The organism is Alcaligenes faecalis (assembly GCF_009497775.1).
Taxonomy (GTDB): domain Bacteria; phylum Pseudomonadota; class Gammaproteobacteria; order Burkholderiales; family Burkholderiaceae_B; genus Alcaligenes; species Alcaligenes faecalis_D.
In genome coordinates this window covers 135213-147590 of the sequence record NZ_CP031012.1, presented here as the reverse complement: position 1 = coordinate 147590, position 12378 = coordinate 135213, and the positions used below count along the sequence as shown (strand labels likewise).

Here is a 12378-nt window from a genome sequence, read left to right as displayed (position 1 = left end):
GATCAGTGTATTTAATGCGTAGTGCTCGGGCTGGGACATAGGGGTTTTTACGCCTGTGTCCCAGCCGGGCACCTTATTCTTCTACGTACCAGTTATCTTCGGACAGCATGACCTGTTGATGGCCATAGCCCGCTGGCATCATGGGGAAACAGTTTTCTAGCGCCAGCACTTCCACGTTCAGGAAGAAGGGGCCGTCATGAGCCAAGCAGCGCTCCAGCGCCGCATCCAGCTGATCGGGGTGCTCCACGCGTTCGGCTTCCCAGCCAAAGGCGCGCGACAAGGCCACAAAATCCGGCATGGCTTCGTTATAGCTGTGGCTGTAGCGGCCATCATGAATCAGCTCTTGCCACTGACGCACCATACCCATGTGACGGTTATTGCACAGAATCACCTTGATCGGCGTGCGATGCTGCACGGCGCTGGCCAGTTCCTGAATATTCATCAAGACCGAAGCGTCACCACTGACACACACCACCAGCTTGTCCGGATGCGCAATCTGCGCCCCAAAAGCGGCTGGCACGCCGTAACCCATGGTGCCTGCACCACCCGAAGTCAGCCAACGGCGAGGGCGATCAAATTTGATGTATTGCGCCGCCCACATCTGGTGCTGGCCCACATCGGTAGACACGATGGCATCATGGCCTTCCAGGTGCGCGTCCAGACGTTCCAGCAGATGTTGAGGCAAAATTGCATCGCTGCGTGGAGTGACCTTCAAACACTCTTGCGCACGCCACACACCAATACGCTGCCACCAGTCATTCAGACGACCTTCGGGCAATTCGTGGTGCGACAGCTCCTTGCGCAAGGCACGCAGCAGGGGATAGCAATCGCCCACCAAAGCCACATCAGCACGCACCACCTTGTCGATGGAGCCGGGGTCGATATCAATATGAATCTTGCTGGCATGCGGGCAGAAATCGGACAGACGGCCGGTAATGCGGTCGTCGAAACGAGCGCCCACACAGATAATCAGATCCGCATGGTGCATGGCCAGATTGGCTTCCAGCGTGCCGTGCATGCCCAACATGCCCACGAACTGCTCATCACGTGCGGGGTAGGCACCCAAGCCCATCAAAGTCAGCGTACAAGGAGCGCCGGTTTCCTGAACCAGGCTGGTGAAGGCGTGACTGGCGTCAGCACCGGAGTTGATCAGGCCACCACCACCGTAAAAAACAGGGCGACGAGCGTGGGCAATCATGGCGGCAGCGCGTTTGATCGCGGCTTCCTGAGCCGGGGCCGGAGCGGCAGGAGCCAACAGGCTGTCGGCCTCTTCCTGGACTGGAGCCTCGCTGCTGGCAGCGGGCAGGGTGGCGATCTGAATATCTTTGGGGAAGTCCAGCAGCACCGGGCCAGGGCGGCCTTGGGTACACAGGCGCAAGGCCTTGGCCGTCAGGGAGGCCACGTCTTCAATGCGACGAACCTGGGCATTCCACTTGGTCACAGGGCGGGAAATACCAATCGCATCGCACTCCTGGAACGCAGCGGTACCAATTGCCGTGGTCGCTACTTGACCACTAATACACAGGACAGGAATAGAATCACACAAGGCATCGAGCAGACCGGAGGTGGTATTGGCCATACCGGGGCCTGATGTCACCAGCACCACGCCAGGTTTACCGGTGCTACGGGCATAGCCTTCGGCCGCGTGTACGGCAGCCTGCTCGTGACGGACCAGAATATGACGAATTCGCGGTTGTGCATGAAGAGCATCATAGAGCGGTAACACCGCTCCGCCAGGATAACCAAAAATGGTATCTACACCCTGAGCGATCAAGGTTTCGAGCAAGATTTGCGCGCCGTTGTGGGCGGTCGTTTCAAGTGACATGGTTGCGTAGCCCTGCATGTTTTGTAAGATAGAGATCGCCGTCCAGTTTATCCCCTTTTACAGGCTGATTCCCCATGGTCACTCAACGCCAACCCTGGCACGTCGTTAAACCATCCAAACTGCATGGCAATGGCGTCTTTGCGCTACGCGATATTCCTGCCGGAACTCGCATCCTGCAATACGCTGGCAAGCGGCTTACACCGGAACAGGCCGATGCCTTATTCCCGGTCAATCCGGATGAACCTTTTCACACGTTTTTCTTTGCCTTGAGCAACGGAAAAATTGTGGATGGTGGGCAAGGAGGCAATGATTCACGCTGGATCAACCACTCTTGTGCCCCCAACTGTGAAGGTCACGAAAACGCCGATGGCTCGCGTGTCTTCATTGTGGCCATGCGCGATATTCCCGCCGGGGAAGAGCTTTTGTATGACTACTCGCTGGTCATCGACGATGAAATTACCGAGGAGCTCAAGCAGAACTATCGCTGTCTATGTGGCGCGGACCAATGCCGTGGCACCATGATTGCCCTGCAATCAGATCGCTCCCAGGCTGTTGCAGATGAGCTACGTGAAGTGGCCGCAGAATTGGATGCGGAAATGGAGCAGGCCCGCAAAACGCCAGTTTCGTCCAAACAAAAAGCGGCTGGCTCCAAGGCCACCGAAAGTAAAACAGCGGCAAAGGATACGTCTGATCAGGATAAAGACGAGGATGCTGACGGCGATAAAGAGTCTTTAAACGAAAAAGACAAGAAAGATAAGAAAGACAAAAAGAAGAAGAAAGAAAAAGCCAAAAAGAAAGATAAAGGCAAAGAGAAAAATAAGGACAAGAAGGCGTCCAAAAAGGACAAAGAAGGCAAAAAAGAGAAAAAGGGCGGCAAAAAAGAGTAAGCTTCCCTCAGCTCGCACTTAGCTCAAGCGGCCCTCCGGGGCCGTTTGTTTACCCCTGCTAATTGCCCGCACAGGCCCGGCAACACCCCCGCCGAGCCCTGGCCGAACACCCCACCACAGGTCGGTTCGCCGTGCCGGGCCAGGTTCACACCTCATCAGCTACGCGACTACACAAACCCCCACTTTGTGTGTGTGCTCGCCCTTATCCCTTCCGTCTTTCCCTTGGCCGACTAAGGCCCGCAGGTGCTATTGCACCGGGGGAAATTACTCACTGCCAGCCCCGTCTTTGACCGCTAGCATGTAGCTTTATTGCCAAATCTGACAGACCTCATGGATTCAAGTTCTACAGATACACCAGATAATCACGCCGCCTCGCCCGCCGAATCCGGCTTGCGCATTCCTTTGCAAATAGAGGACTGGGCTTCGGTCCTGATCATGGCGGCCCTGGCTTTAATTACCTTTGCCAACGTGTTTGTGCGCTATCTGACCGATAGCTCCTTTGCCTGGACCGAGGAAATCTCCATTTTCCTGCTGGTGGTCCTGACCATGAATGCCGGTGCCAGCGCCTGTGTGCGCCACCTGCACATTCGTATTGAAGTCTTTGCCGATGCGGGCACAAAGCGTCGTCAACGCCGCCTGGCCCTGTTTGGCATTGGCATGAGCCTGCTGTTCTTTATCGGCATGGCCATTCTGTCTGGCCGCATGGCCCTGGACGAGTTCGAGTGGGGTGATACCTCGCCGTCCATTGGCGTCCCGACCTGGTGGTACAGCATGTGGCTGCCCATCCTGTCTACTACCCTGAGCCTGCGTTTGCTGGGCATGTGGGTGCGTCGTTGGCAGGCCAAATCATGATTGCAACGTTGCTGTTCGTCATCTTCATTGGTTTGATGCTGGTGGGCGTGCCCGTTGGCGTATCCCTGGGTATAGGCGGTGCCTTTGCCATTTTGATGTCCAACCTGGATACGCACTGGTTTGGCCTGATGGCCGTGCCGCAAAGCTTTTACGCCGGTCTGGCCAAATACCCTTTGCTGGCCATTCCTATGTTTGTGCTGGTGGGCTCCATTTTTGACCGCTCGGGCGTGGCCAGCCGTCTGGTGAACTTTGCCGTAGCGCTGGTTGGCCGTGGTCCTGGTATGTTGCCCGTCGTTGCCATTGGCGTGGCCATGTTCCTGGGCGGTATTTCCGGCTCCGGCCCGGCCTGCGCCGCCGCCGTGGGCGCGGTCATGATCGGCGCCATGAAACGCGCGGGCTATCCCGGTCCTTTTGCGGCCAGTATTGTGGGCGCGGGTGCTGCCACCGACATTCTGATTCCCCCCTCCATCGCCTTCATTATTTACTCGGTGCTGGTGCCCGAGGCCTCCGTACCTGCGCTGTTTGCGGCCGGTATGTTCCCCGGCATTCTGGCGGGTATTGGCCTGATTATTCCGGCCATCTGGCTGTCGCGTCGTCACAAGCTGGGATTGGCCGAAGCCGAACTGCCACGTCCACCATTCTGGCGCAGCCTGCGAGAAGCAGCCTGGGGTCTGATTGCGCCGGTGATCATTCTGGGCGGTATGCGCCTGGGTCTGTTCACCCCCACCGAAGCGGCTGTTGTGGCCGTGTTCTACGGCCTGTTCGTAGGCATGGTCATCCATCGCACTATCAAGTTCCGCGATCTGTTTTTGATCCTGCGGGAAGCCGCCGAATTATCAGCCGTCATCATGATGGTCGTGGCGCTGGCCGGTATTTTTGCCTGGGCTCTGTCCACCCTGAGCATTATTGACCCCGTCACCAATGCCATCATCAATTCCGGTCTGGGCGAGTACGGCATTTTGGCGCTGATGATTGTCATGTTGATTGTGCTGGGCATGTTCCTGGATGGCATTTCGATCTTCCTGATCTTTGTGCCGCTGTTCATGCCTATTGCCTACAACTTTGGCTGGCATCCCGTCTGGTTCGGTGTCTTGCTGACCTTGAACGTGGCCTTGGGCCAGTTCACCCCACCAATCGCCGTAAACCTGATGGTGGCCTGCCGTATCGCGGGCGTGCCCATGGAAAGCACCTTGCGCTGGGTAGGCTGGCTGCTGCTGGGCATGGGTTCGACCATGTTGATTGTGATCGCAGAACCCGAGATCGCCCTGTGGCTGCCACGCTACCTGGGCTTTAACTAAAACCACAAGACTGAAACACAACTCATAGAAAGGGAGACCTGACCCATGAAATTACGTCACATTCTGGCCGCTTTGGCATGTACAGCCGCCACCCTGGCCGTGGTTCCTGCAGCCCAAGCTGCCTATAAATCCGAGTACAAGCTGTCCATCGTGGTGGGGACCACCTTCCCCTGGGGCCAAGGGGCGGTGATCTGGTCCGATCTGGTGCGCGAGCGCACTGATGGCCGCATCAATATCAAGATCTACCCCGGCACCTCGCTGGTGCAAGGCGACCAGACACGCGAGTTCACCGCCATTCGCCAAGGCATGATTGATATGGCCGTGGGTTCCACCATCAACTGGTCCCCCCAGATCAAGCAACTGAACCTGTTCTCCCTGCCATTCCTGCAGCCTGATGCCAAAGCTACCGATGCTCTGATCAACGGCGAAGTGGGCAAGGACCTGTTTGGCTACATCGAGAAAGCCGGTGTGGTGCCTCTGGCCTGGGGTGAAAACGGTTTCCGTCAGCTCAGCAACTCCAAGCACGAAGTGACCAAGCCTGAAGACATGAAGGGTCTGAAACTGCGGGTGGTGGGTTCACCTTTATACATGGACACCTTCAGCGCCCTGGGTGCCAACCCCACGCAAATGAGCTGGGCGGATGCACAACCTGCACTGGCTAATAAGGCCGTAGACGGCCAGGAAAACCCCCTGTCCATTTACGCCGGTGCCAAGCTGTACGACGTGCAGCAGCAATACCTGACCCTGTGGAACTACGTGTCTGATCCACTGGTGTTTGTGGTGAACCGTGACGTGTGGAAATCCTGGAGCGAGGAAGACCAGAAGATTGTGCGTGAAGCCGCTATTGAAGCCGGCAAGCGTGAAATCGTGATTGCCCGTACCGGCATCACCGCTGAAGACCCCACCTTGCTGAAAGAGATCGAAAGCCACGGTGTAAAGGTCACCACGCTGACTCCTGAACAGCATGCTGCCTTTGCCAAGGCAACCGAAGGCGTGGTCGAGAAGTGGACCAAGACCATTGGTGAAGATCTGGTGAAGAAAGCACGCGATGCAATTGCTGCCAGCCGCTAATTAGCTGGGTTTGAAAGACTAAAAGCCGGGCCTGAATGGGCCCGGCTTTTTATTGTCTGGCGGCCCCTCAAGCCCCAGACACCCCCGCTTATTCCTTGAAGCGAATCGCCAGCATTTCACCTGTCGCACAGACCTCGCCATTCGCGCTTAGCGACAGATCTACCCAGACCTTGCGCCCATCCAGCTCACGCAGCTTGCCCTGCACGGTCAGCTCTGCCCCCATCGGGGTAGGACGCCGAAACTCCACTTTCAGAGAGGCTGTCACGCAGCGAATCGGCTCCTCGCTGGTGCCCATCTCGATATTCAAATCCCGATAGATGAACGCTGCCGCAGAAGCGGTGCCATGGCAATCCAGCAAAGAAGCAATCAAACCGCCGTACACATGATTAGGCACACCACCGCTGTAAATTGGCTTGGGTGTGTAGCGGGCCACGGTATCGTCGCCGTCCCAGTAGCTCTTTAGCTGATGCCCGTCGGGATTATGTTTGCCGCAGCCGTAGCAATGGCTGAAGTTGTCTGCATAAAAATCTTGAAACGCTTTATCCATATGAGTACCTGCAATACCTTATTGAAACGCCGTTTCCAGAAAGCTGCGCAGCTTGCGCGAGTGCAGCCTTTCTTTGGGCATTTCGCGCAGCAACTCCAGCGCCCGGATACCAATGTGCAGATGCTGACCAACCTGCCGCGCATAGAACTCGCTAGCCATACCCGGCAGCTTCAGCTCGCCATGCAAGGGCTTGTCCGACACGCACAGCAAGGTGCCATAAGGCACACGGAAGCGGAAGCCATTGGCGGCAATCGTGGCGGACTCCATATCCAGCGCAATCGCCCGCGACTGGGACAAGCGTCGCACCGGCTCGTGGTGGTCACGCAGCTCCCAGTTACGGTTATCAATGGACGCCACCGTTCCGGTACGCATGATGCGTTTCAGCTCCCAACCGGACAGCCCGGCCACCTCGGCCACGGCTTGCTCCAGGGCAACCTGAATTTCAGCCAGGGGAGGGATAGGCACCCAGGTGGGCAAATCCTCGTCCAGCACGTGATCCTGACGCACATAACCATGCGCCAGCACGTAATCACCCAAACGCTGTGTAGTACGCAAACCAGCGCAGTGGCCCAGCATCAGCCAGGCAGCAGGGCGCAAGACGGCGACGTGGTCGGTAATGGTCTTGGCATTGGATGGCCCCACACCAATGTTGATCAGCGTGATGCCGGAGTGATCGGCACGGCGCAGGTGATACGAGGGCATTTGGGGCGCACGAGCCAGGGGCGAGCCTGTTGTCGAGGCATTCGCACCGGCTGGAGTGATGATATTGCCCGGCTCCACCAGATCGATATAGCCCTGGTCATCAGCCTGCAGCACTTCACGCGCCCACTGGCAGAACTCGTCCACATAGAACTGGTAATTGGTGAACAGCACAAAGTTCTGGAAGTACTCGGGCCGGGTGGCACTGTAGTGCTGCAAACGATGCAAGGAGTAGTCGATACGCGGTGCGGTGAAAGGAGCCAGCGGCAACGGCTCGTTATGCACACGCTCCCACGTACCGTTGACGATGGCATCGTCCATATAGGCCAGATCCGGCACATCGAAGTGATCGCGCAAGGTGTCACCGGGCGATTCGGGCACGGTTGTCACTGTGGACTGCACGCCATTGTTCAGCGCGAAATGCAGCGGGATAGGCACGGAAGACTCACCCACTTCCACCTGCACACCGTGATTGCGCAGCAGCAGTTCCAACTGCTCCAGCAAGTAATCGTGATACAGGCCAGGGGCGGTAATGGTGGTCATGTACACACCGGGCTCGACCACGTGCCCGTAAGACAGACGGCTATCCACTTCCTGATAAGTATCGACACGCAAACGCACCGCTGGGTAGCAGGCTCTGAAACGCTGCCCGCGTGGAAAGCCGGTTTCCAGACACTGGGCAAACGAGTCGCGCAAAAAGGCGGTGTTGCGGTCATAGATATGGCGCAGCTGCGCCAAAGCCTGGCCTGCGTCCTGATAGCCATTGAACGGAATCAATTCGGGCGTGGACGTAATACGGGAAAAACCGCTGGGATCAGACATAACAAGTATTCCAAGGGGAAACAAAGACAAGCAGATCTGCAAGCATCATAAGCTGTTTATTGTTCCGCCTCCTACACGGCTCCATGACAAATTCAGCCGCCCGATCCTGACGCTCATGCACCCGCCAAACAGAGAAGCCTGACCATATGCCGCTTTCGCGGATCACCGCGCCCCATACAGAAGCCCGGCTATTGTTTTCGCCTGCACCTGGGGCCATCGCCCATATACCTTTGCAATGGCTCAGTAAGCACCCCCACGTCTTGCCGGATCAGAGCCAGGCGACCACAGCTCCGTCCCCATCCAAAGCAAATGTCGTTACTGGTTTTCGACTGAATCACAAGCCCCACTGTCCACACAATGGACACGACTATCGTTGGTTTTGAGACGGAATTTACTCACGGACCCCATTTGAACTGGCGGCTTTACCCCCGTTTTGGGCAAATTCCACTTTTCTGCGATCTGGCCGACAGCCCCCCTGCACGCCCTCGCAGCCCAAGCCCCCTTTTTTATGCTAATGGCGCTAGACAAGCGGCTTGGCGGGCATCTCAAGTATTTCAAGCAAGGCCTGATGTGGCAGCTTATGATGGCAAGTGGAAGTCAGGCACGTCTTCTACCTCATATATAAGACTTGTCCAAAACCAGTAAATACATTAAGTATGTAGTCTTAATACTTTTAGTATTAAATCCAGCTTGCGTCAGTCCTTCATAATTTAAGTTATCCAACCTGGCAGTGTGCTCGGCATGCGTGTGAGACATAGCTCGTCATCGCGCAAATTAGCTTGTATTTAGGCTAATTTACAATGGGTTAGCGTATTTTAATGATTTTCGCTTCAAGCAATCTGCTCGCCCTCTGATGTCATTTGTGTCCTGGCGCCGCGTGGGTCTATCCACCCGCGAATTCAGCAAGTTCTGAATGTGCTCTTGACCAGGTAATTGCAGTCAGCAAGGCCGTTTTGGCCTGCCGCTGTACCGAATCACTTTTAACTATCAGCAAGGGTACACATGACCACTCGAATCTCCTGCCAGCGACTGCAAGTCGCCGAGGTGCTTCATCAGTTCATCGAACAAGAAGCCCTGCCCGGCACAGGTATCTCCTCCGAAGCCTTCTGGGCTGGTTTCGATAAGCTGGTCCATGATCTGGCACCTAAAAACCGCGCCTTGCTGGCCGAACGCGACCGCTTGCAAGTCGAACTGGACAAGTGGCACACGGCCAACCCAGGCCCCATCACCGATATGCCTGCCTACAAGAGCTTCCTGAGCTCCATCGGCTATCTGAAAGACGCGCCTGCCAACGTCAAGGTCAACACCGCCAACGTCGACACCGAAATCACCGAACAAGGTGGTCCTCAGCTGGTTGTGCCCATCATGAACGCACGTTACGCGCTGAACGCCGTGAACGCACGTTGGGGCAGCCTGTACGACGCTCTGTACGGCACCAACGCCATTCCTGACACCGACGGTGCGCAGCGTGGCGGTGGCTACAACGCCGTGCGCGGTGCCAAGGTTATCGCCTTTGGCCGTCAGTTCCTGAACGACACCATTCCTCTGGCTCAAGGCAGCCACGACCAGGCTACCTCCTACACCATCGCTGACGGCGCTGTGCGCGTCACCCTGGAAAACGGTGGCACCACCGGCCTGAAAGACCCATCGACCCTGCTGGGTTACCGTGGTCAGCCCGACGCGCCTGAAGCTATCGTGTTCCTGCACAACGGCCTGCACTTTGAACTGCAGATCGACCCCAACAGCCCCATCGGCAAGACCGACCCGGCTGGCGTAAAAGACATCGCCCTGGAATCGGCGTTGACCACCATCATGGACTGCGAAGACTCCGTGGCTGCCGTGGACGCCGAAGACAAAACGCTGGCCTACCGCAACTGGCTGGGTCTGGTTACCGGTTCGCTGACCGAAGAAATCAAGAAAGACGGCAAGGTGTTTACCCGCCGCCTGGCTGACGATCGCCAGTACACCGACCTGAAGGGCGCTACCCAGACTCTGGCTGGCCGCTCCCTGATGTTCGTGCGTAACGTCGGTCACCTGATGAGCAACCCTGCCATCATTGACGGCGAAGGTCGCGAAATCCCTGAGGGCATTCTGGACGCCGTGGTCACTACCCTGATCGGCATGCGCGATCTGGAACTGAAGAAAAACTCGCGCAGCGGCTCGCTGTACATCGTCAAACCCAAAATGCACGGTCCTGACGAAGTGGCTTTTGCCAGCGAAATTTTTGACCGTGTGGAAGGCCTGCTGGGTCTGGCTCCCAACACCGTCAAGCTGGGCATCATGGACGAAGAGCGCCGCACCAGCGTGAACCTGAAGGCAGCCATTGCCCAGGCCACCGAGCGCGTGGTGTTCATCAACACCGGCTTCCTGGACCGCACTGGCGACGAAATCCACACTTGCATGCAAGCTGGCGCCGTGGTGCGCAAGGCCGACATGAAACAAGCTGACTGGCAGCCTGCCTACGAACGCAACAACGTTCAGATCGGCCTGCAATGCGGTCTGCGTGGTCGTGCCCAGATCGGTAAAGGCATGTGGGCCATGCCTGACCTGATGGCTGAAATGCTGGAGCAAAAGATTGGTCACGTGAAGGCCGGTGGCAACACCGCCTGGGTGCCATCGCCTACCGCTGCTACGCTGCACGCCTTGCACTACCACCAGGTCAATGTGGTCGACGTCCAGAAGGGTCTGGAAGGCGACACCAACAACTACCTGGACAGCATCCTGACCATTCCTGTGGCCACTGATACCAGCTGGTCCGCCAAGGAAATCCAGGAAGAACTGGACAACAACGCTCAGGGCATCCTGGGTTACGTGGTTCGCTGGATTGACCAGGGCGTGGGTTGCTCCAAAGTGCCTGACATCCACAACGTGGGCCTGATGGAAGACCGCGCTACCCTGCGTATCTCCAGCCAGCACATCGCCAACTGGCTGCTGCACGGCATCGTCACCCACGAACAAGTGGTTGAAACCCTGCAGCGCATGGCTGCTGTGGTGGATCAGCAAAACGCGGGCGACCCAGCCTATCAGAACATGGCCGGCAACTTTGAAGGCTCCTTTGCCTTCCGCGCCGCTCAGGATCTGGTTCTGAAGGGTCTGGAACAGCCTAACGGCTACACCGAGCCTTTGCTGCACCAATGGCGTCTGGCTTTCAAAGCCGCTCAGGCCTAAAGCACACGATGTCGCCCGGAGCCTGACTCCGGGTGGCGGGTGCCCCCCCAAAATCCCCATCTTGCTGGTTCAGGATGGGGATTTTTTTCGTCTTCTGACTCGCCCCTTGCGATAACTACGAACTTGCACCGCCGCTTGCCGTCCTGCATGCTGACAAGGCCTGGGCAAGCTTGCCTGTTTCTGTCACTGTTTCTGTCACTCTTTTTGCACCCTCCGTTTCCGCATGGCTTTCCGTTTTTCTCCCCTTCATTTCCTGGCTACGGCTGTTCTGGCTCTGTGCGCGACGTGGGCCTCCGCTCAAACCCTGGCCCTCAGCTTTGATGACGGCTTCAACCCCAGTACGCAACCACAAGCTCATCAATGGAATGAGCAAATATTGACCAGTCTGCGGGACCACAAAATCAAGGCGACTCTGTTCCCCTCGCTAGCCCGCATGGGCGGGGCAGGGGGGCTGAGTCTGGTTCAGGCCTGGTCAAGAGAGGGGCATAGGGTCGGCAACCATACCGCCAGCCATAAAAGCCTGGCCGACCCGGCGCTCAGCCTGGAGGACTTCATTGCAGACGTGCAAGTTGCCGATGCCGCATTCAAAAGTCTGTCCACCTTCACCCCCATGCTGCGCTTTCCTTATTTGAAAGAAGGGGACACCATCGCCAAGCGCGACGGCTTGCGTCAATGGATGGCGGAGCATGATTACAAGAGCGCGCCCGTATCCATTGATGCCAGCGACTGGTACTACAGCCGGGTCTTTGCGGATCATGTACAAGCGGGCAACAGCGCCAAAGCAGAACGCGTGAAGGAGCAGTACATCCTTCACCTGATGGATCGTGCCAACTACTACGATCAGTTGGCTCAAGCGGTTCTGGGACGCAGTCCGGTTCATGTGATCCTCTTGCATACCAACCAGATCAATGCGGCTGCATTGCCGGATGTAATCGCGGCATTCACCGCCAAGGGTTGGACCATCACCTCAACAGAGGCAGCATTTCAGGACCCCTTGTACGCACAAGCCCCCAATACGCTGCCTGCCGGGGAGAGCATCATCTGGGCCTTGGCCAAGGCCAAAAACGTGCCGAACCTGCGCTATCCCGCTGAAGACTCCGTTTATGAAGAGCCTTTGCTGAAAGAGGCGGGAGTGTTGCCGTGAACTCTGGTGGGCTACGGACTAGGAGCTATGAGCTGTGGCTGTAAGCCGTAAGCCGTAAGCCGTAA

At 57.1% G+C, this 12378-nt stretch carries 8 protein-coding genes and 1 pseudogene; 6 read left to right on the top strand and 3 right to left on the bottom strand.

Annotation, left to right across the window (positions count from 1 at the left end):
• Positions 1-73: 73 nt before the first annotated feature.
• A complete protein-coding gene (gene ilvB, locus DUD43_RS00655) occupies positions 74-1843 on the bottom strand; it encodes a biosynthetic-type acetolactate synthase large subunit (protein ID WP_153228717.1) in 1770 nt (589 codons plus the stop codon).
• Between the two features lie 56 nt (positions 1844-1899).
• On the opposite strand from ilvB, the pseudogene DUD43_RS19155 reads away from it, so the two are divergent.
• The 4 genes and pseudogenes from DUD43_RS19155 to DUD43_RS00635 all read left to right on the top strand — a co-directional run.
• Positions 1900-2355 (top strand): annotated as a pseudogene (locus DUD43_RS19155) (SET domain-containing protein); the annotation flags it as partial.
• 687 nt (positions 2356-3042) lie between these two features.
• Positions 3043-3564, top strand: coding sequence for a TRAP transporter small permease (locus DUD43_RS00645; RefSeq protein ID WP_153228715.1), 522 nt, complete (start codon positions 3043-3045; stop codon positions 3562-3564).
• Positions 3561-4862: a TRAP transporter large permease gene (locus tag DUD43_RS00640; protein WP_153228714.1), complete on the top strand. Its 1302-nt coding sequence runs from the start codon at positions 3561-3563 to the stop codon at positions 4860-4862. The genes DUD43_RS00645 and DUD43_RS00640 overlap by 4 nt, the downstream gene beginning before the upstream one ends.
• A gap of 45 nt (positions 4863-4907) precedes the next feature.
• The gene (locus tag DUD43_RS00635) at positions 4908-5933 is read left to right on the top strand and encodes a DctP family TRAP transporter solute-binding subunit (RefSeq protein WP_153228713.1); all 1026 of its coding nucleotides are present in this window, start codon (positions 4908-4910) and stop codon (positions 5931-5933) included.
• Between the two features lie 88 nt (positions 5934-6021).
• Here the strand turns inward: DUD43_RS00635 and DUD43_RS00630 are convergent, their stop codons facing one another.
• The gene (locus tag DUD43_RS00630; protein WP_153228712.1) at positions 6022-6480 is read right to left on the bottom strand and encodes a PaaI family thioesterase; all 459 of its coding nucleotides are present in this window, start codon (positions 6478-6480) and stop codon (positions 6022-6024) included.
• Between the two features lie 18 nt (positions 6481-6498).
• The gene (locus tag DUD43_RS00625; RefSeq protein WP_153228711.1) at positions 6499-8001 is read right to left on the bottom strand and encodes an AMP nucleosidase; all 1503 of its coding nucleotides are present in this window, start codon (positions 7999-8001) and stop codon (positions 6499-6501) included.
• 1002 nt (positions 8002-9003) lie between these two features.
• Here DUD43_RS00625 and DUD43_RS00620 point away from each other — a divergent pair.
• Entirely contained in the window at positions 9004-11169 is a 2166-nt protein-coding gene (locus DUD43_RS00620; RefSeq protein ID WP_153228710.1) for a malate synthase G, read from the top strand.
• A 223-nt stretch (positions 11170-11392) separates the two neighbouring features.
• The gene (locus tag DUD43_RS00615) at positions 11393-12313 is read left to right on the top strand and encodes a polysaccharide deacetylase family protein (protein WP_153228709.1); all 921 of its coding nucleotides are present in this window, start codon (positions 11393-11395) and stop codon (positions 12311-12313) included.
• Positions 12314-12378 lie beyond the last annotated feature (65 nt).

Excerpts from the sequence above, each read along its gene's own strand:
- ilvB (WP_153228717.1), bottom strand. The coding sequence starts at position 1,843 with ATGCAGGGCTACGCAACCATGTCACTTGAAACGACCGCCCACAACGGC.
- DUD43_RS00645 (WP_153228715.1), top strand. The coding sequence starts at position 3,043 with ATGGATTCAAGTTCTACAGATACACCAGATAATCACGCCGCCTCGCCC.
- DUD43_RS00640 (WP_153228714.1), top strand. The coding sequence starts at position 3,561 with ATGATTGCAACGTTGCTGTTCGTCATCTTCATTGGTTTGATGCTGGTG.
- DUD43_RS00635 (WP_153228713.1), top strand. The coding sequence starts at position 4,908 with ATGAAATTACGTCACATTCTGGCCGCTTTGGCATGTACAGCCGCCACC.
- DUD43_RS00630 (WP_153228712.1), bottom strand. The coding sequence starts at position 6,480 with ATGGATAAAGCGTTTCAAGATTTTTATGCAGACAACTTCAGCCATTGC.
- DUD43_RS00625 (WP_153228711.1), bottom strand. The coding sequence starts at position 8,001 with ATGTCTGATCCCAGCGGTTTTTCCCGTATTACGTCCACGCCCGAATTG.
- DUD43_RS00620 (WP_153228710.1), top strand. The coding sequence starts at position 9,004 with ATGACCACTCGAATCTCCTGCCAGCGACTGCAAGTCGCCGAGGTGCTT.
- DUD43_RS00615 (WP_153228709.1), top strand. The coding sequence starts at position 11,393 with ATGGCTTTCCGTTTTTCTCCCCTTCATTTCCTGGCTACGGCTGTTCTG.